Source organism: Cellulosilyticum sp. WCF-2, from assembly GCF_003990395.1.
Classification (GTDB): Bacteria; Bacillota; Clostridia; order Lachnospirales; family Cellulosilyticaceae; genus Cellulosilyticum; species Cellulosilyticum lentocellum.
In genome coordinates this window covers 3,198,066-3,218,387 of sequence record NZ_CP034675.1, presented here as the reverse complement: position 1 = coordinate 3,218,387, position 20,322 = coordinate 3,198,066, and the positions used below count along the sequence as shown (strand labels likewise).

The following is a 20,322-nucleotide window of genomic DNA, read 5'->3' as shown; positions in this document are numbered from 1 at the left end:
TAGTGTAAAATAAACAAGTTGTTAAGTAAGTCAGACAGTCGCACGCACATGGCCGAAAGGTAGTGCTTGAGGAACGTCCGGGCTCCACAGAGCAAGGTGCTGGGTAATACCCAGTGGAGGCGACTCTAAGGAAAGTGCAACAGAAATAAACCACCTATCACTTGATAGGAAAGGGTGGAAAGGCGAGGTAAGAGCTCACCGTCCCTTAGGTGACTAAGGGAGCCATGTAAACCCCACCTGGAGCAAGACCGTATAGAAAGACGTTAATAGCTGCTCGCTAGTCTTTGGGTAGGTCGCTAGAGCTTATAGGTAACTATAGGCGTAGATAGATGACTGTTTGATACAGAACCCGGCTTATAGACTTGGTTAACAACCTTATATGAATATGAAGAGAACATGCTTGGGAAGAATGAGCTTGTTCTCTTTTTTGGTGTATAAAAGAATAATTCATTCTCTAAGGAGAGGGATGAATGACCAAGGGAATGATTAAAGTGAAAATGATTTTTGTAATTAGTGAACAATCAAATAACGCATTTAATACAAAAAATTAATAATTAAGTAATTTATATAATTTTTTTGTAAATATTCATTAAATATAAAATTGACTATTATAGGCAATTATCATAGAATTATAATAAGCAAACAAGATGAATAAGGGGTGAAGGGTAAAATGTCTATGAATTTAATCATTGCCGATACGAATCAAGATTACGTGGAAAGATTAAAGGATTATATTCTAAATAAGTATCAAGACCAATATATCATTGAACTTATTTACGATAAATACCAGCTTAAAGAGAGGATAAAACAGGGAAAGTGCCAGGTTGTATTATTAACACCAAATTTATATGACCCAGAAATGAATATAAAAAATATTGAGTTACCTATTATTTTAGTTGATGAAGAGGCACCTTTACCTTATCCAGATAAATTTAAAAGATCAATTAACAAGTATACGCGTATCACATCTTTGATGCTTTATGTTGAAGAAGAATACGAGGAAATGGAGAGGAATAAACCTATTATATATGGTGTATATTCACCTGCAGGTGGTGTTGGAAAAACAACGATTGCTTTATCTGCAGCTATTGCTTATGCGCAAGCTGGTAAGAAGGTACTATACTTTAATCTTGAGGACTTAGATAGCACGCCGATGTTTTTTGAAAAAGCTGAGGTGCCACCTATGGAAGTCTTACTAAACTTAGCTAAAGATTCATATGAACAAATGTTAGCTAAGAGAATTGGACAAGATAAGCGTACTGGTGTGATGTATTTTACAAGAGAAGTACAAACGCTAGATCCTTATGCAATTAGTGCAGAGGAAGTAAGTCGCATTGTTGAGACACTTATTGAAAGTGGTATGGCTAATATTGTTATTATTGACTTGAGTACAGAACTTAATTTCCTTAATCGTCAAGTATTTGAAATGGCAGATTATTTAATGATGGTTGTTAACCAAAACACCCAATCAACTTATAAAACAAACTGCTTTATGGCACAAGATGAACTTATAGAACCAATAAGAAATAAGATTAAATTTGTTATTAATCAAGGTAAGGAATTCAATATTAATCAAGATGTTGAAGTGATTGCACGGATTGATAAGCTTTATGCAACCAATCCTTTAGGATTATGTGAGTATATCGCACAAAATCATTTTTTGAGTCTTCATGGCTTAAATGAGCAGTAAGGTATTCAGATCAAAGGAGGGATGCATGAAATGAAAGATAATAGTGTTTTTTTTAGGATTAATAAAATAGAAGGTAAGTCATTTTTATCATTTGATTTAGATACAATGAAGAAGTATGACCAGATTGCGTGTGGCGCCTTGAAGTTAGAAACACCTGACTTTATCATGCCGGTGCTGTTTGAGAAGGGTCCAGGCATTATAACACTTCGCTATTCAGTTCCAGAGAATTATGTGGCTTTAGAAGAGTTTACTGGCAGCCTTATGATTGAAGATGTTTTAAAATTGTATCAATGGACGATGTACAGTTTAGAAGAGTGTGGAGATTGGTATTTAAAGCCAGAGGCTTTTTGTTTTGATACAAGTCATGTATATATAAGTGAAAAACATGAACGTTTAGTTTTTGCATACATACCAGATGACCGTACACAGTTGGATGTTCAGGGCATAAAATCTATTTTTATTAGTTTGCTTGAGAAGTGCAATGAAACAAGCGGTGGCAATATTCAACTTCAACTTTATAAATATTTCTACAAGCCTAAATTCTCTTTAGAAGAGTTTCGAAAAATGGTAGATAAATTTAACGAAGATGTCATGCATAAGCAGCAAGCGGCTCCAGCTGTAGAAGTGAAAAAGGTAGTAGAGCCAACTACACCGCCAGTGGTGACTAAAGAAACGAAAGTAGCGCCTACACCAGCAGTGAAACCTGCAGAAGAGGTTCCAGAGAAGCCAATAGAAAAAGTAGTATTGGTAGAAAAGGAAGAGCCAGTTGAAACTTATAGTGCAAAAACTTCTAAACCGGTAGAGGTGGAAGAAGCCAATCCACGATCAGTTTATGCAGCTCAGCCTAATCGTTCACAGCTATCACAAGAAGAAATAGAGGAAATGGTTAAATCTATTTATAGTTCTAAACCGTTAGAGCCTGTTGAAAAGAAGGTGGCAGAGGAAGCTTCTGTTTATGGTACAAAGGGTAGTAGCATAGCAAGAAACAATAGTTTTAATGAAGAGGAAGACGAAGAAGAATCATTTTATAGTTCAAAATCTAAGGAGGCAATGAGTGGATCATCACCTAAGAAGAAGAACTTATTTGATAACGTATTTAGTACGCCAACGAAAAATACACGCACTAGTAATAGCTCTACAGAAAGAAGAAGAGGGCCTGTTCTTAAGTCCATTAGCACCCATACCCGATATGATTTACCTAAAGTTATTCCTTTAGATTTTGAAGATGACCAGTTTATTATAGGACGTGCAACACGAACAGGAGAAGAAACAGGAGCACATTATGAATTTGGTGCTGAAATTACACCTATTAGCCGTATGCATGCTGAAATTCAAAGACAAGATGATTTATATTATTTAAAAGATTTGGGTTCAAGCAATGGTACTTTTTTAAATGGAACAAAAATTGAACCTAATAAAGCTTATCAGATTGAAGAAGGAGACAAGATTGCTTTTGCAATTGCTTTTTCAAAAAATAGTATTGAATATATGTTTGTAGAATAAAATAATAGGCATCTATGAGATGCCTATTATTTTATTTACTTTGTATATTTTGCCCTTCAATCATAAGGGTTTGTGTTGGAAATGCAATAGAAATGTCAAGACTATCACAAATAGCAATAAGTTCCAAATTAACAACTTCTTTAATAGCTAGATAGCTAGGGTAGTCAGTCTTTAAAACATAGTAAATGATTTGAATGTTTAATGCATAGTCCCCAAAGTTTTCGAAAGCAACAAGAGAAGTATCAGCTTCAATATCGGGGTGGGTTTCTAAATAATTTTTGATCTTTGTGATACAGGTTTTAAGTTGAGTAGTGGAAGTGGCATAAGCTACACCTAAATCAAATTTAACACGCCTTTTACTCATGCGACTCCAATTAGTAATATTAGCATTACCTATAGTGGCATTTGGAATAACAACTAATCCTTGAGTAAAAGTACGAATACGTGTACTACGAAAACTAATGTCTTCAACGATACCTTCAATAGTACCTAATTCGACCCAATCACCAATAACAAAGGGCTTATCTAAAAGTAAAATCATACCTGAAAAAATGTTGGCAATGGAATCTTTTGAGATAATAGCAACAGCAGCACCACCTATTCCAACACCAGTAATAATGGTTGAAAGATTAGGTACTAAAGTAATTAAAATAAGAATAACACCAATAGTTACCGTAATAAAGCGAATAATACGTGCCATATAACGAATAAATAAAGTATTATCAATTAAAGCAACGCGCATATTAAAGTTACTAAATAACTGTTCATAGATATGTTCAAGATCGTAAATAGCCCAAGTTATGATCCCTATAATAATCACACTATAATACTTAGTTAATGTAGCTTTGGAAATAATACTAATTGGAATCGTTAATTCTCCTAAAATAAACGATTGTTCTGAAGGTGTTTGGTAATAAATAAACGGTGAAATAGCGAGAGCCATGTATATACCTGTAAATAGAAACAGATAATTAAAAGGTTTTTGCAAACAATCAAAAAGAACAATGTCTAATCGTTTTTGTTTAAACTGAATCTTGGATAAAAATTTAATAACCAGTTTGCTTAAAATGCGTTTAGCAATAATAAAAATGAATAAGACTAAAGCAGCACCTATAAGTCTTATATAAAAGGGATCTTTAATAAGTGTAGTAAATAAATTCATTGTGTAACCTTTCTAGATATATTGATACTTATATTTTACGTATTATTATACAATGATATTGTAATAAATAAAAGCTATTTCTAGGCAAAATACAAGAGAATATGGTATAATATAACAAGTTCAAGTCAATAGTATTAACAGTAAAAGAATAAGGAAAAGGCGTAATCAATGAGAATTTCAAAGGAATTATGGGTTGAAGATGGCGTTAAGTGGACAACTTGGAAGAAGAATCAGTTAGTAAAAAGAAATAAATATAAAGGAAGTGTTTATTTAGTATGCAGTTCACCTTGTGATCACTGGTTATTTGAAGTGATTGAAGCAAAGCATTTAACGAAACGATATGAGGCGTGCTACGTTATAGGGATTATGCAGACAAGAGAAGGTGCTATTAGGTATATAGCAAGCCTTATAGATAATATTTATAACAAGCAGATTATGAGTTATGAGGTATTAACCACATAAGAAAGAGGTGCATAATGGGCATGATATGGTTAATAATAAAAATAATCCTATGGACTGTACTTGCATGCATGAGTGTGTTTGTTTTCTTATGTATACTTGCATTAGTAGCTCCTGTTCGTTATGAAGCTTATCTTGAAAAATACGATCAGTTAAATTACGATGTAAAGGTAAGGTATTTAAGAGGCGTTAAGGGACATTTTTATTTACAAGATGGTATCAAATATCAGGAAATAAAAGCATTTGGTAAAAGACTTTATTTTGAGAAAGAAGAGCTATCTTTAAAAGAGCAGGAAGTAGCTGTAATACCTAAAGTAGTTCATCCCACAACAAAATATGAGCAAGACCACGTAAAGGATCAGCTAAAAGATGATCAAGTAGATGTACAAAAACAAATGACAAAAAAGCAACAAGCTACTTATAAGACCGTTTCTTCTATAAAAGAAAGTAAAGGTACAGGAAAAACAGTACAAGCATCTCGCATGGCATTTGAAGAATCAGATCAAAAAGAAAACCATACTGACTCAAATATAGGCTTAATAAGAGAAATAGTTTCTCTTCCTTATTTTTGGAAGCTATTAAAAAGTATTTGTAAATTATTAAAAGACATTACTATTTATATTGGGCCTAAGGAGTGGTCTTTTGAACTCGTTGTAGGAAAAGAAGAACCAGCAGAAACGGGCGAGCTTATGGCGAAGCTTATTATGCTTTATCCGTGGTATTATCAGCATGGTATTATAAAAGGGAATTATGAAACGCCAGGTATATGGGGAGGCTTTTTGGCAGAAGGGAAGTTCTGTATAGGTGGCATTTTAAAGCGTATCATAGCGTTTTTATGGTATAAACCAGTAAGGGAATCTATAAAATTGATATTAAGAAAGAGAAAGGAAGAAGAAGATGGAGAGTAAAGTAAATCAAGAATTAAATGGGTTAATGGAACAGTTAGAAAATTTTATTACGACTAAAACAGTAGTGGGTGAGCCTATTCATATTGATAATACCATATTAGTTCCTTTAATAGATGTGAGTTTTGCTGCAGCATCAGGTTCTACTGCTAGTAATAAATATACAGAGCGTCGTAAAGAAAGAGAAAAGAGAGTAGAGGGAGGAACAGGAGCAGGAGCAGGTGGTTTAGGTGCTAAAGTAACACCTAGTGCCATGCTTGTTATTCAAAACGGAACTACTCAATTAATTAATATACGTAATCAAGATAGTATTACTAAGTTAATTGATATGATTCCTGGTTTAGTAGCAAAAGTGCCTGATTTAATTGCAAAATTTACTGGTGAAGAAGCTACAAAGGTTATGGATGCAAATAGTGATCACTATCATGATTTAGAAAAAGAAAAATAAGCGAGTAATCAATAGCAGAAAAGGGAACTTGGTCATCAAACCTAGTTCCCTTTTTGCTTCTGATTTAATGCTATAAGAACTATACATTAAATCTAAATAATATGATGTCTCCATCTTGTACTACGTATTCTTTTCCTTCAAGGCGTACGAGACCTTTTTCTTTAGCGGCGGTGTAGGAACCACAAGCAACTAAATCATCAAAGTTAACAATTTCTGCACGAATAAAACCACGCTCAAAGTCTGAGTGGATTTTTCCAGCAGCACCAGGGGCTTTGGTTCCAACAGTAATTGTCCAAGCACGTACTTCTTGTGGACCAGCAGTTAAGTAGCTAATTAAACCAAGTAATTTATAGCTAGCTGCAACAAGGCGGTCAAAGCCAGTAGACTCAAGCCCTAAATCTTGTAAAAATACTTGTTTTTCTTCATCATCTAATTCTGAAAGCTCTTGTTCAATGCTAGCACAAATAACGAAAGTTTCAGAACCCTCTGCAGAAGAAAAGTCTTTTACGCGTTTAACATAGTCATTTTCAACACCACCAATTAAATCTTCTTCAGAAATATTAGCGGCATAAAGCATAGGTTTAGCGGTAATAAGACCTAATGAACCAATAAAGGCATCTTTGTCAGCATCCTCACCTAAAAGTGTGCGTGCAGCTTTGCCAGATTCTAAAGTACTATAGATTTCTTGTAAAATAGCAACTTCTGCAGCTATTGTTTTATCGGTTTTGGCAACTTTTGCAGATTTGGCAATTCTTCTTTCTAAGACTTCCATATCAGCAAAAGCAAGTTCTAAATTAATAGTTTCAATATCACGAATAGGATCTACGGTCTTATCAACATGAACAATATTATCATCTTCAAAACAACGCACAACTTGTACAATAGCATCCACTTCTCTGATATGAGAAAGGAATTGATTTCCTAATCCTTCACCTTTGCTAGCGCCCTTAATAAGCCCAGCGATATCTACGAATTCGATAGCTGCAGGTAAGACGCGTTGTGAATTATACATGTTTTTTAATACTTCTAATCTTTTATCAGGTACAGCTACAACCCCTACGTTAGGTTCGATTGTACAAAATGGGTAGTTAGCAGATTCTGCACCTGCTTTAGTTAATGCATTAAATAGTGTACTTTTTCCTACGTTAGGTAGTCCAACTATTCCAAGTTTCATATGTTTCATCCTTCCTCAAACTCAGTTATCCTCACCTCTTTGATCAAGAGGAATCTGTGAAATAAATAGAGTGATATGTTTTATCATGTATAGTTTATCGCATAATAAATAAAACTGCAATAAAATGCAGTTTTATTTACGATGACAGCAACTTTTACTTAGGAAAAAACCTAATAAAATGCCAAAAAAGAATAGAGTAGATGGAAGTGAGAGGATAGAACGTAAAGAACAATCGTCTTGTCCTTCTTTTTGTCTAGCTACAACACGATAATGTGGGAATTGGGATGTCATGGGTAGATTCTCCTTTAAATTAAGTTTAATGCTAGTATGAATAAAATGAAATAGAATTATACCTCGTTTACAGGATTGATGAAATCTCCTATAATAAGTCCTAGAAGGAGGCGTATTATGGAAATACCAAATATTTATTTCCCTCATTTGGGACTATCATTTCATTTATCAGCAGAGGCTTTTAGCGTTTTTGGTATAACGGTTTATTGGTACGGCATTATTTTAACCACAGGTATTATTTTAGGTACACTTTTGGCCGTCTATATTGCTAAGAAGGAAAGAATAAATCCAGAAATCATAACGGATTTTGTATTATATGATATCCTTTTTGCACTTTTAGGTGCTAGAATTTATTTTGTAGCATTTAAGTGGGATTATTATAAGGAAAACTTAGGAGAAATTTTTAATATTAGACAAGGTGGGATTGCTATTTATGGTGCCATTATTGCGTCTATTCTTGTTGCTATTATTTACACAGGATATAAGAAGATTAAGTTCTTCCAATTTGCCGATATTGCCACCTATGGCTTGATTTTGGGTCAAGCGATTGGAAGGTATGGTAATTTTGTGAATAAAGAAGCTTTTGGTGGTTATACGAACAATCCTTTAGCTATGGCTATTTTAAAATCAGAAGCAAAACCGCCTCTTTCAGATGAAGTACTTAATCATATTGTACGATTTGAGACTTTTGGAACTGCCGAATATATTCAAGTACATCCTACATTTTTCTATGAATCAACTTGGAATTTCATTTTGCTTATCCTATTGTTATTTTATAGAAAGCATAAAAAGTGTAATGGAGAAATCTTTTGTTTATATTTAATTGGCTACGGAATAGGACGATTTTGGATAGAAGGATTACGTACGGACCAGTTATTACTACACCTTACTGGGATTCCAGTTTCTCAAATTGTTGCCATATCATCCATAATTTTGGGAATAATTGGAATAATCATGTGTCGAAAATCATTCGTTAAACAATAAAATAGAATTAATTATCCAAAAAAAGAGAATAATTGTTGTTTTCTTCCAGAAACTATATTATAATACCTTATATAGATAAAAAAGGTTTTATTTTTGTTTTTTTTGTTTAAGGGGGATTAATATGAATGAAGTGAAAAAGAGCATTACATTTATGCAAAATAATTTAAACAAGCTCTTGCATACTGCTGGTCCAACTGGATGTAAAACACCGGGAATTTACTCACTAAGTATTAAATTAGATAAAGAAATTGTTAAGTATTATAAATCATTAAGTCATCACTAGTAAAAAAGGGCTAACCCTATGGGGTTAGCCCTTTTTGTGTGCCATAAACTTGAGAGAGATTTGCTATTTAATAAAAAGTTAATGATTTATTAAGATTTGACTTGAAATTTTCATGAAAACAGCCTAAAATATAAGAAAATGGGTGTAAGTGGTGAGAAGTGGGGGGGAGTGGTGAATGTTTATAGGTGAATATAAGCATAGTCTTGATGAAAAAGGCAGAGTTATCGTTCCTTCTAAATATAGAGAAAAGCTAGGAGAATGTTTTATCCTAACGAAAGGACTTGATGGATGCTTATTTATTTATCCCCTCTCTGAATGGATGCTTTTTGAGCAAAAGCTGAAAGGGTTACCACTTACTAATTTAAATGCAAGAAAGTTTGTTCGTTTCTTTTTATCAGGGGCAGTGGAGTGTACGACGGATAAGCAAGGCAGAATTTTGATTCCAACTCATTTAAGAGTATATTCTGAGATTGAAAAAGACATAGTATTTATTGGAATGAGTAATCGAATTGAAGTATGGAGTAATAGTAAATGGGAAGCTTATAATAATGAAAGTTTGGATGTAGAATTACTAGCTGAGCAAATGGAAGAGTTAGGAATATAAAGGTGATAAAATGAAATTTGAACATGTATCTGTATTATTAAATGAATGTATTGAAGGTTTGGCCATTAAGCCTAATGGGACGTATGTAGATGGTACATTAGGTGGGGCTGGACATGCCAGAGTAGTATGTAGCTATTTAACAGAAAAAGGGCATTTTATTGGAATTGACCAAGATAAAAATGCTTTAGCAGTTTCTACCGAAAGGCTAAAGGATGCAAAGCCTAAAGTTTCAATTGTTAATAGCAATTTTGAAAAAGTAGCAGAGGTGTTAGAAGTATTAGGAATAGAAGGAGTGGATGGAATGCTTATTGATTTAGGTGTTTCTTCACATCAATTGGATGAACCTTCTAGAGGCTTTTCTTATATGCATGATGCACCACTTGATATGCGTATGGATCAAGATGGGGCTTATACAGCGTACGAAGTTGTTAATGATATGGCAGAAGAAGAGCTGTTTCGTATTATTAAAGAATATGGAGAAGAAAAATGGGCTAAAAGAATTGCTCAATTCATTGTAGAAGAAAGAAAACAAAAGCCTATTGAAACAACCTATGAATTAGTAGAAGTGATTAAAAAGGCAATTCCTCAAGGGGCAAGGAAGGATGGGCCACATCCTGCTAAGCGTACTTTTCAAGCTATACGTATTGCAGTCAATAGAGAGCTAGAAATTATTGAACCTACTATTAAGGCGATAGTGGATAAGCTCAATAGTGGAGGAAGACTTTGCATTATTACTTTTCACTCCTTAGAAGACAGAATTGTAAAGCATGCTTTTAGAAACTTGGAAAACCCTTGTACTTGTGCACCACATATTCCAATATGTGTATGTGGGAAAAAACCACTTGTAAAGGTAATAACAAGAAAACCAATTTTACCTTCAGATGAGGAGATAGAAATAAATCCACGTTCTCGAAGTGCTAAATTAAGAATTATAGAGAAGTTATAATTGGAGGGGTGAAGTATGGCAAAGGAGTTTAAGAAGGGGTATAATTATCAGTATGATAGTACAGCGCGGGCTTATGAACAGCCGATTATTAGTCCTGTACCAAGTACTGAGCCATTAAAACGTCCAAGAAAAGCTCAAAAGAAAAAATTAGATATTGCTTTTGGTATGCAACTTTCTTTTTGTGGTGTTGTTTTATTTACAAGTGCCTTTCTTTATATTAATAGTTATGCTTCGCTTCGCGCCAAACAAGGTCAACTGATTGAATTAAAAAATAATATGATAGCAGTAAAAAGTGCTATTAGTGAAACACAAGCGACGATATCAGAAAAGCTTAACTTAGATTATATACGTGAACGTGCAGCAAATGAACTTGGTATGAGAGAGCCTTTACCACATCAAATCGTTTATATTGAGTTACCAGAAGAGAGTTATACCTCATACGAGAAGTAAAGAAGTAGGTAGAAAGATGAAAAAACGGACAAGAGCAAAGAAAAAGCATAACCTAGTGACTAGAAAACACCTGAACAGGCGTATTGTTATTTTGAATATATGCTTCTTTGGTGTTTTTTTATTTCTAGGTTGGCAAGTAACAAGTATTAAAATCTTTAAAGGGGAAGAATATACCAAGGGTGCTTTAAGTAATATGACCAGAAGTGAATCTATTATAGCAGCTCAGCGTGGTGATATTGTAGATCGAAATCATAAGACATTGGCTACAAGTGTTTTGGCGTATAATGTTATTTTAAGCCCTAAAGATATTCTAACGCTTAAAGAAGAACAACAAGAAAAATTATATGCTACATTAGCTAAACAGGTAGACAAAACAGTCGATGAAATAAGAAACATCGTTAATGAAAGACCTAATTCAAAATATTATATTCTAGCTAAAAGAATATCTACTGAAAAAGCAGAGCCTCTTAAAGGTTTGGGAGGAGTAGCATTAGATAGAACTTATGTAAGAAAGTATCCAGCAGGTGAGTTGGCTGCACAAGTATTAGGCTATTTTAATAAAAATGAAGAAGGAAAATACGGTATAGAACAACAGTATGAATCCTATTTGGCAGGTAAGCCAGGTAGAGAATTTTCACAGATGGAAGGTTCTAAAATTATCACAAGACAATTACAAGATGCAGAAGCGGGAAGTACGATTACCTTAACTTTGGATGAAGTGATTCAACAATATGTAACCACAACTATGGAAAAATATATTGAGCAGTATAATCCCATTAATGCATCTGCAATCATAATGAATCCTAATACAGGTGAGGTTTATAGTATGTATTCCTATCCTAGTTATAATCCGAATACATATAATGATTTAAGTGAACAATTAGGAGCCAGTACTTGGAAAGGGTTGTCTTTAGATAAACAAACAGAAAAGCTTTTAGAGGCGTGGAAAAATCATACCATGCAATATATGTATGAACCCGGTTCTACTATGAAACCCATTATTATGGCAATGGCATTAGAAGAAGGTGTTATTAAAGGGGATGAAACCTACAATTGTCCAGGATATAAGGTTGTAGCAGATACAAGAATTAGCTGTTGGAAAACTGGTGGACATGGTGTACAAACTCTGGAAGAGGTAATAGCCAACTCTTGTAATGTGGGAATGATGGAGCTTACTAGCGGTATGGATAATGATGTTTTCTTAGAGTATATTAAGCGCTTTGGTTTTGGCGAGGAGACAGGTATTGAGTTAGCTGGAGAAGAAGTTGGCTTACTAGGCAAGAAATTAAATGTTGTGGATAAAGCAACTTATTCAATGGGGCAAAACCTGACAGTTACGCCGTTGCAACTTATTACAGCTTTTTCAGCAGTCGTTAATGGTGGGTATCTTATGGAACCCTATGTAGTTTCTAATATTATAAATGAAGACGGTGAAGAACTTCTTAATCAGAAAAAGGCAGTACGTCGTCCGGTTATTTCTTCTGAGATTTCTACTCTTGTGACGAGCTATTTGAAAAAGGTAGTAGAGGATGGAACTGGTACAGCAGCGGCTATTTCAGGGTATGATATTGGTGGGAAAACAGGAACTGGTGAAAAGCGGGTGAATGTTGACGGCAAGTTAGAGCGTCCAGAAGATGAATATGTTGTTTCCTTTATTGGAGCTGCACCTATCAGTAAACCTGAAGTTGTAGGATTAGTTGTTTTTGATGGTTTACCTGATAAAACGGGTGCTCCTTCAGCTGCTTTTAAAGAAATGATGGAAAATATTTTACCTTATTTAGATATTGAGCTGAATGTTAGCGCTGAGAATGCAGCAAGTACAGTAAGTGTAGTACCTGATGTTTCCAATAAAAATATTTATGAAGCGGTAGAGATTCTTAAGCAAAATGAGTTAGACTATGAGTTTGTTGGTGTAGGTAGTGAGGTTATAGATCAAGCACCAAAGGCTCAGTCTTTATGGAATAAAGGTGGAAGTGTAAAACTTTATTTAAAAACTAACCAAATGGATCAAATAGAAGAGGTTCCAGATTTGATAGGAAAAACAATAGAAGAAGCACAGACATTAGTAGAAGGTAAATTTGTAATTGAAGGTACTATCTCAGGAAGTATATCGAGTCAAATGCCAAAAGCTGGTACAAAAATAGAAAAAAATAATAAGATTATCGTAAAAACAACTGAATAATGGCATAATGCCTCCTCCTTTAAAATACACTTTAGGTAAGACAACTTTTAAAGGAGGAGTTTTTCTATGCAAAATGATGTTTCTCTTGCTTTAAAGAGAAGAATGCTGATTATAATGCTTTGCTTTACATTAGGTCTTTTAGGAATGGGTATGCGCTTAGCTTATGTACAAGTTATAGAAGGAAAAAAACTTCAAGAACTAGCAGATGAACAGCAAACGAGAAATAGAGCCATTACTCCCACTAGAGGAAATATTTATGACCGGAATTTAAATGTACTTGCAAAAAGTGCTTCAGTTGCTACTATTGGTGTAGTACATGCACAAATTACGGAACCAGAACGTGTTGCAAAAGTATTATCTGAGCATTTGAATATGGACTACGATGAAGTTTATAAGAAGGTGACAAAGCGAGTAGCTTTCATGCGTATTGCTACAAAGGTAGAAAAAAGTTTGGCAGATGAAATTCGTAGCCTGAATTTATCAGGTGTGAAAGTAGATGAAGATTCAAAACGCTATTATCCTTACCATACATTAGCTTCGCAGACATTAGGGTTTGTAGGAAAAGATAATCAAGGCATTATTGGGTTAGAGGTCAAGTATGATAGTTATCTGAAGGGTATTCCAGGAAAAATCTTAATGGAAACCAATGGTAAGGGTGAGAGAAGAGAGGAAGAAGTTGAGGTAAGGATTAATCCGGAAAATGGCAATCACCTTGTAACAACCCTAGATTTAACTTTGCAAGAGTATGCTGAACAAGCTATAGAAAAAGCTGTGGAGATGAAAGGAGCTAAAAGAGGGGCTATTATTATGTTGAATCCCCAAAATGGAGAAATTTATGCATTAGCTACAAAACCAGACTTTGACCTTAATGCACCTTTTACCATTAACAATGAAGCTATAGCGAATAATTGGGATTTATACTCATCAAAAGAAAAGCAAGAATTCTTAAATCAAATGTGGAGAAACTTCACCATTAATGATACCTATGAACCAGGATCTACCTTTAAAATTTTTACTTCAGCCATGGGACTTGAAGAGAATGTGGTAAGCGAGAATAGTCAATTTAACTGTTCAGGAAGTAAAGTAGTAGCTGGAAGAACCATCAAATGCTGGCGTAGTCCACGTTCTCACGGCGCCGAGAATTTTGTGCAGGGGGTTCAAAATTCATGCAATCCAGTTTTTATGGAGGTGGCAGAACGTGTTGGTGCTAGTAAATTTTACGACTATATGATAAAATTTGGCTTCAAATCCAAGACAAACATCGATTTGCCTGGGGAAGCAGTAGGAATCTTACATAATAAAAGTAATATTGGACCTGTAGAATTAGCAACCATGTCTTTTGGGCAATCTTTTCAAATTACACCTATGCAACTTTTATCTGCAGGTGCAGCAGCTGTTAATGGTGGTTATAAAGTAACGCCACATTTTGGTAAAGAGATTGTTAATGATAGGGGGGAAGTATTGACAACCTTTGAATATGCTAAAGGTGAACAAATTATCTCGAGTGAAACAAGTGAGCGCCTAAAAAAGATCCTAGAGAGCGTTGTTTCTGAAGGAGGAGGTAAGAAAGCTTATATTCCTGGTTATCGTATAGGGGGGAAAACTGCTACTTCACAAAAATTACCCCGTGGTTCAGGAAAATATACAGCCTCTTTTCTGGCTTTTGCGCCAGCTGAAAATCCAGTGGTAATGACACTGGTGATTATTGATGAGCCCCAAGGTACTTATTATGGTGGAACTATTGCAGGACCTGTTATGAAAGAAGTTTTATCTAATGCGCTTCCTTATTTAGGGGTTGAACCAACTTATTCAGAGACAGAACAGAAGTTGGATGAAGTTCAGAAAGTAATGGTACCTTCTTTTGTGGGAATAAAAGTTACAGAAGCAAAAAGCCTAGCGGAAAAGCAAGGAGTTGCGATTCGAATTGAAGGAGAAGGAAGTCAAATTGTTAATCAATTTCCTTTAGAAGGAGAGGTCATTAACAAAACGACGAAAATTATTCTTTATACAGACTAGATGACTTTTTTATCTGAATGAGTCGTGCTATAATAACTAGGAAATGAATAAGGAGGGTTACCATGGAACTAAGTAAACTATTAACGGGACTAAATTATGTATGTGTAAAAGGTAACGAACATCAGGAAGTTGACCATATGATTTATGATTCACGTATCAAGACAAATGCGGGATTATTTATTGCTATAGAGGGATTTAAAACCGATGGCCATCAATTTATTGAGGCGGCCATTGCAAATGGTGCAAAAGCTATTTTAGTACAAAAAGATGTAGAGATAAAAGAAGATGTTACAATCATTAAGGTGGAGGATACAAGGCTAGCTATGGCATTAGTAGCGAATAATGCCTATGGACATCCATCAAAGCAATTTGAACTTGTAGGTGTAACAGGAACTAATGGTAAAACAAGTATTACCTTTTTATTAGGACAGATTCTAGAAGCTTATCATAAAAAAATAGGAATTATTGGAACGATTGAAAATCGTATAGGAAGTCAAATTTTAAAAGCTGAGCGTACAACACCAGAATCTTTAGATTTACAAGCTTTATTTAAAAAGATGGTAGAAAGTCAAGTAGACACAACTTTAATGGAAGTTTCTTCACATGCTTTAGCATTAAGTCGTGTAGCAGGTTCTGATTTTAAAGTGGGTATATTTACGAATCTTACTCAAGATCATTTAGATTTTCATCAAACGATGGAAAATTATGCTGCAGCTAAAGCAAAGCTTTTTACTATGTGTGAAACAGGTATTGTTAATAAAGATAGTGATTATATAAACGAAATTATTAAAGGTGCTACATGTAATCTTGTAACGTATGCCATTGACAAGGATGCAGATTACAAAGCAACAAATGTAATAATAACTGCTGCAGGTGTAGAATATACTTTAGTGTGTGACCAGGGAACCTTTAAGGTTGATGTGCCTATTCCAGGTAAATTTACTGTTTATAATACATTAGCAGTTATTGCAGCAGCTCGTGCATTAGAAATTCCAATGACACATATTCTTGCAACGTTAAAAATAGCAAAAGGTGTTCCTGGCAGGGTGCAAGCTTTTAAATCTATCAAAGGTTATAGTGTATTAGTTGATTATGCGCATACACCCGATGGCTTAGAAAATGTTTTATCAACTATAAAAGAATTTGCACAAGGTCATATTATCACAGTATTTGGCTGTGGGGGAGATCGTGATAAAACAAAGAGGCCAATTATGGGAAAAATTGCTGCCACTTATTCCGATCATGTTTTTATTACCTCTGATAATCCAAGAACTGAAGATCCGCTTCTGATCTTAGACGAAGTAGAAGTGGGTGTTAAGGCAATAACAGATAATTATGTTAAAGTTGAAGATCGTAAGGCTGCTATTGAAATGGCATTAAGTGAAGCAAAAGCTGAAGATGTTGTACTGATTGCAGGCAAAGGTCATGAAAATTATCAAATTTTAAAAGATAGAATTATCCACTTTGATGATAGTGAAATTGTTAATGCGTATCTACAGGGGGAAATAGAATGAAATTAGATATACAAGACATTATATCAGCTGTAGGAGGCAAATGTATTCAAGAAGGTTTAATAAAACAACCTATTGAGGTGATTACAACTGACTCAAGAAGTCAGGTGACAAATGGTTTATTTATACCACTGAAAGGTGATCGCTTTGATGGACATGAGTTTATTAAAAGTGTATACGAAAAAGGAGTAATTGCCACCTTAACTATGGAGGATAAAGTGATTGACCCCCGTTTATGGACTATTAAGGTAGAGGATACGAGACAAGCGTTACTAGCTCTAGGACATTATTATAGAAATCAATTTACAGTACCAGTTGTAGGAATTACAGGTAGTGTAGGAAAAACAAGTACAAAAGAGATGGTTGCGGCTGTTTTAAGTGGCAAGTGGCATGTGCATAAGACGGATGGTAATTTCAATAATGAAATAGGTTTGCCACTTACCTTATTTAAAATGGATGCTTCACATGAAGCTGCTGTTATCGAAATGGGAATGAATCATTTTGGCGAAATTCATCGATTGAGTTTAGCAGCAGCACCAGAAGTGGCAGTTATTACTAATGTGGGAACCTCACATATTGAAAATCTTGGAAGTAGAGAAGGTATCTTAAAAGCAAAGCTTGAAATATTAGATGGTTTGATGCCAGGGGGCTTATTAGTACTTAATGGTGATAATGACCTTTTAAGTACAGTGGGTGAATTACCTTTTAATAAGGTGACTTACGGTTTAAATACAAGTAATGATTATTATGCAGAGGCTATTGCCAATGAAGGAGAATACACTACTGCAATAGTGACAACACCGCAGTATAAGTGCAACATACGTATTAAGGCATTAGGAGAACATATGGTATATAATACACTGGCTGCTATTGCTGTCGCCCAATATTTAGGTTTAAGTAAAGCTGAAATTCAAAAGGGATTAGAAAGCTATGCACCAGCAAAAATGCGTATGCATCTTGAAACTTATGATAATCAAATAACAGTTATTGATGATACTTATAATGCTAGTCCTGACTCTATGGAGGCGGCCCTTAAGGTACTTAAAGATTATGATACAAAGGGAAGAAAAATAGCAGTGTTAGGTGATATGTTTGAAATGGGAGAATTTGCCCCAGAACTTCACAAAAAGGTAGGAGCATTTGCTGCTGAAATAGGGATTGACAGAGTTTATGCAGTAGGGACTCTGGCAGAATATATTTTTATGGGTGCTAAAGAACAAGAAGGTGCACCAACATTTTATTATCCAACGAAAGAAGCGTTTATTGAAGTAATGCAAAGGGAACTTCAAGCAGAAGATACCGTTTTATTTAAGGCATCTAGAGGGATGCATTTTGAAGAAATGCTTGAAGCAGTAAGAAAGGTGAAGTGAGATGAAAAATGAAGCATTATATGCGGTTTTAATTGCATTCTTTTTAAATATTGTAATGAGCCCCTTTGTAATACCATTATTACAAAAATTAAAATTTGGGCAAAATGTAAGAACCGATGGACCTAATTCTCACCTTAAAAAGTCAGGGACCCCAACAATGGGTGGTATTATCATATTGGCTAGCCTTGTTTTAACAAGCTTATTATTTATCGTTAATAATAAAGAGGTTCAAACTATTTTATTTGTAACTTTAGGTTTTGGTATTATTGGATTTATAGATGACTATATTAAGGTTGTAAAAAAGCGTTCTTTAGGTTTAACAGCTATGCAAAAAATCATAGGACAATTGATTGTAACTTGTATTTTTGCTTATTTACTAGCGAATTATGTGGGGTTAGGCACTAGCATTATTCTACCATTCACAGGCGGAAGTGAGTGGGATATGGGTGTTTTATATTGGCCATTTTTAGTAGTAGGTGTACTGGGGCTAGTTAATGCAGTTAATTTAACAGATGGTTTAGATGGCTTAGCTTCAGGAGTAACTGTTTTAGTTGCTACTTATTTTGCAGCTATTGCATGGGGAATTCAAAGTAATGTCGTACCTATTGCAGCAGCGGCAGTAGGAAGTTTACTGGGCTTTTTATTATTCAATAGCTATCCTGCTAAAGTATTTATGGGGGATACAGGATCTCTTGCATTAGGTGGTTTTGTGGTTGCTACCGCTTTTGTTATGAAAATGCCGTTGTTTATTTTAATAGTAGGATTTATTTATGTAGTAGAAAATATTTCTGTTATTTTACAAGTGGCATATTTCAAAAAAACAAAAAAACGTTTGTTTAGAATGGCACCTATTCACCATCATTTTGAATTAGGAGGATGGCCAGAGACAAAGGTTGTAACAGTTTTTTCTGTTATTACTGCCATTATGTGTTTAATTGGGCTTATTGCCTTATAGGGAGGAAAGTAACGTGGAAATCATGGGAAAAAATGTTTTAGTAGTGGGTAATGCCAGAAGTGGTATTGGTGCTGCTAAGTTAGCACATCAAAAAGGTGCGACGGTTTGTATTTATGATGGTAAACCTTATGAATCATGGCAAGAAGAAGCTAAACAAACCATTAATGAGCTTAAATCACAAGGAATAATGTATACATTAGGAGAAATGCCTGATGTTAAAGCATTTGACCTTGTGGTGATGAGCCCAGGGATTTCTCCGGAGATTGAAGTAGTTCAGCTAGCTAAACAGCTAGGAAAAAAGATTACAGGAGAATTTGAATTTGCTTCATGGTACTGCAAGGCTCCCATTATTGCTATTACAGGAACAAATGGTAAAACAACGACAACCACTTTAGTAGGAGAAATTATGAAGAAATACAATCCGTCTACTTATGTGGTGGGAAACATAGGAAGGGCTTTTAGTGAAGAAGTGCTCCAAATACCTGAAAATGGCATTGTGGTAGCAGAAGTAAGCAGTTTTCAACTAGAAACAGCTGATACCTTCCATCCATTTATCAGTGCATTACTTAACATTACACCCGATCATTTAAATAGACATCATACAATGGAAAATTATTGTGCTTGTAAATATAATATTTTTAAAAATCAACCAGAGGAAGGATATAGTCTTTTAAACACTAAAGATCACTATTATGAAGAAGCAAAAAAACAGGTAAAAGCAAGGTGTATGAGTTTTTCTCTTCAAGAAATACCTGATTGTGGTGCGTATGTACAAGCTGGCACCTTATATGAAAATGTTCATGGAACGGCTCATGCAATTTGTAAAATAGAAGACTTGCATATTAAGGGCACTCATAATGTAGAAAATGCTTTAGCAGCTATAGCTATGGCTGCCGCCTTTGGTGTACCTGGAAATTTAATTAGAGAAGTATTAACAACATTTAAAGGTGTAGAGCACCGTACAGAATATGTATTGACAAAGAGGGGTGTAGATTTCTTTAATGATTCTAAAGCAACAAACACAGATGCAGCTATTGCAGGGCTAGTAGGTTTAAGTAGCTTAAACAAACCTATTCGTTTGATTGCTGGGGGAATGGATAAACAAACAAGTTTTAAAGACTGGATTAAACACTTTAACGGTTTAGTAGAGAAAGTTTATATTATTGGTGAAACAAAACAGCAAATTGTAAAGGAATGTCTAGAAGAAGGCTTTACACAGGTAGCTACTTTCGAAACTTTGGAGGACGCTATCAAAGCAGCTTATAATGATAGTAAGGCGAATGAATGTATCCTCCTATCGCCAGCATGTGCAAGTTGGGATATGTTTGAAAGCTATGAAAAAAGAGGAGAGCTCTTTAAAGAAACTGTAATGCAATTGGAAGGGTGAGA

19 protein-coding genes and 1 other RNA gene are annotated in these 20,322 nt (G+C 34.7%); 17 read left to right on the top strand and 3 right to left on the bottom strand.

The genetic code is table 11. From position 1 onward, the window contains the following. Positions 1-22: 22 nt before the first annotated feature. The 3 genes from rnpB to EKH84_RS14410 all read left to right on the top strand — a co-directional run bounded on the left by rnpB (position 23) and on the right by EKH84_RS14410 (position 3,193). Positions 23-373, top strand: an RNA gene (gene rnpB / locus EKH84_RS14420) — RNase P RNA component class A. A 297-nt stretch (positions 374-670) separates the two neighbouring features. After that, positions 671-1,690, top strand: coding sequence for an AAA family ATPase (locus EKH84_RS14415; RefSeq protein ID WP_127066838.1), 1,020 nt, complete (start codon positions 671-673; stop codon positions 1,688-1,690). Between the two features lie 30 nt (positions 1,691-1,720). Then, on the top strand, positions 1,721-3,193 hold the full coding sequence (locus EKH84_RS14410) for an FHA domain-containing protein (protein WP_190283337.1): 1,473 nt from the start codon (positions 1,721-1,723) through the stop codon (positions 3,191-3,193). Positions 3,194-3,224: 31 nt separating this feature from the next. Here the strand turns inward: EKH84_RS14410 and EKH84_RS14405 are convergent, their stop codons facing one another. Next, complete coding sequence (locus tag EKH84_RS14405) at positions 3,225-4,355, bottom strand: mechanosensitive ion channel family protein (RefSeq protein WP_127066836.1); 1,131 nt, start codon at positions 4,353-4,355, stop codon at positions 3,225-3,227. A 168-nt stretch (positions 4,356-4,523) separates the two neighbouring features. On the opposite strand from EKH84_RS14405, the gene EKH84_RS14400 reads away from it, so the two are divergent. Genes EKH84_RS14400 through EKH84_RS14390 form a run of 3 tightly spaced genes read left to right on the top strand, consistent with a single transcriptional unit; the run spans position 4,524 to position 6,167 of the window. Continuing rightward, positions 4,524-4,817 carry a hypothetical protein gene (locus EKH84_RS14400; protein ID WP_013657348.1) on the top strand — a complete coding sequence of 98 codons (294 nt, stop codon included), beginning with the start codon at positions 4,524-4,526 and terminating at the stop codon, positions 4,815-4,817. A 14-nt stretch (positions 4,818-4,831) separates the two neighbouring features. Further along, a complete protein-coding gene (locus tag EKH84_RS14395; RefSeq protein ID WP_127066835.1) occupies positions 4,832-5,722 on the top strand; it encodes a hypothetical protein in 891 nt (296 codons plus the stop codon). After that, positions 5,712-6,167, top strand: coding sequence for a GerW family sporulation protein (locus EKH84_RS14390; protein WP_013657346.1), 456 nt, complete (start codon positions 5,712-5,714; stop codon positions 6,165-6,167). Before EKH84_RS14395 ends, EKH84_RS14390 begins: the two co-directional genes overlap by 11 nt. Positions 6,168-6,246: 79 nt before the next feature. Here the strand turns inward: EKH84_RS14390 and ychF are convergent, their stop codons facing one another. Beyond that, positions 6,247-7,341, bottom strand: a complete 1,095-nt coding sequence (gene ychF / locus EKH84_RS14385) for a redox-regulated ATPase YchF (RefSeq protein ID WP_127066834.1) — start codon at positions 7,339-7,341, stop codon at positions 6,247-6,249. A 132-nt stretch (positions 7,342-7,473) separates the two neighbouring features. Then, positions 7,474-7,632: a hypothetical protein gene (locus EKH84_RS22110; protein ID WP_013657344.1), complete on the bottom strand. Its 159-nt coding sequence runs from the start codon at positions 7,630-7,632 to the stop codon at positions 7,474-7,476. A gap of 117 nt (positions 7,633-7,749) precedes the next feature. Between EKH84_RS22110 and lgt the strand changes: the two genes are divergently transcribed. The 11 genes from lgt (at position 7,750) to murD (ending at position 20,320) form a co-directional block, all read left to right on the top strand. Continuing rightward, a complete protein-coding gene (gene lgt, locus EKH84_RS14380; protein WP_127066833.1) occupies positions 7,750-8,616 on the top strand; it encodes a prolipoprotein diacylglyceryl transferase in 867 nt (288 codons plus the stop codon). Positions 8,617-8,737: 121 nt separating this feature from the next. Then, complete coding sequence (locus tag EKH84_RS22105; RefSeq protein ID WP_013657342.1) at positions 8,738-8,899, top strand: hypothetical protein; 162 nt, start codon at positions 8,738-8,740, stop codon at positions 8,897-8,899. 175 nt (positions 8,900-9,074) lie between these two features. Continuing rightward, positions 9,075-9,503, top strand: a complete 429-nt coding sequence (gene mraZ / locus EKH84_RS14375) for a division/cell wall cluster transcriptional repressor MraZ (protein WP_013657341.1) — start codon at positions 9,075-9,077, stop codon at positions 9,501-9,503. Positions 9,504-9,513: 10 nt separating this feature from the next. Continuing rightward, positions 9,514-10,449, top strand: a complete 936-nt coding sequence (rsmH, locus tag EKH84_RS14370; protein WP_127066832.1) for a 16S rRNA (cytosine(1402)-N(4))-methyltransferase RsmH — start codon at positions 9,514-9,516, stop codon at positions 10,447-10,449. A 15-nt stretch (positions 10,450-10,464) separates the two neighbouring features. After that, positions 10,465-10,899 (top strand): hypothetical protein, encoded by a 435-nt coding sequence (locus tag EKH84_RS14365; protein ID WP_127066831.1) that lies wholly within the window; start codon positions 10,465-10,467, stop codon positions 10,897-10,899. Between the two features lie 16 nt (positions 10,900-10,915). Beyond that, positions 10,916-13,081, top strand: a complete 2,166-nt coding sequence (locus EKH84_RS14360) for a penicillin-binding transpeptidase domain-containing protein (RefSeq protein WP_127066830.1) — start codon at positions 10,916-10,918, stop codon at positions 13,079-13,081. Between the two features lie 66 nt (positions 13,082-13,147). Then, on the top strand, positions 13,148-15,097 hold the full coding sequence (locus EKH84_RS14355; protein WP_127066829.1) for a penicillin-binding transpeptidase domain-containing protein: 1,950 nt from the start codon (positions 13,148-13,150) through the stop codon (positions 15,095-15,097). Positions 15,098-15,159: 62 nt separating this feature from the next. Beyond that, positions 15,160-16,611, top strand: coding sequence for a UDP-N-acetylmuramoyl-L-alanyl-D-glutamate--2,6-diaminopimelate ligase (locus tag EKH84_RS14350; protein ID WP_013657336.1), 1,452 nt, complete (start codon positions 15,160-15,162; stop codon positions 16,609-16,611). Then, positions 16,608-17,978 (top strand): UDP-N-acetylmuramoyl-tripeptide--D-alanyl-D-alanine ligase, encoded by a 1,371-nt coding sequence (locus EKH84_RS14345; protein WP_127066828.1) that lies wholly within the window; start codon positions 16,608-16,610, stop codon positions 17,976-17,978. The genes EKH84_RS14350 and EKH84_RS14345 overlap by 4 nt, the downstream gene beginning before the upstream one ends. A gap of 1 nt (position 17,979) precedes the next feature. After that, entirely contained in the window at positions 17,980-18,933 is a 954-nt protein-coding gene (gene mraY / locus EKH84_RS14340) for a phospho-N-acetylmuramoyl-pentapeptide-transferase (protein ID WP_013657334.1), read from the top strand. Positions 18,934-18,955: 22 nt separating this feature from the next. Then, positions 18,956-20,320 carry a UDP-N-acetylmuramoyl-L-alanine--D-glutamate ligase gene (gene murD / locus EKH84_RS14335; RefSeq protein WP_243118678.1) on the top strand — a complete coding sequence of 455 codons (1,365 nt, stop codon included), beginning with the start codon at positions 18,956-18,958 and terminating at the stop codon, positions 20,318-20,320. The last annotated feature ends 2 nt before the right edge of the window (positions 20,321-20,322 follow it).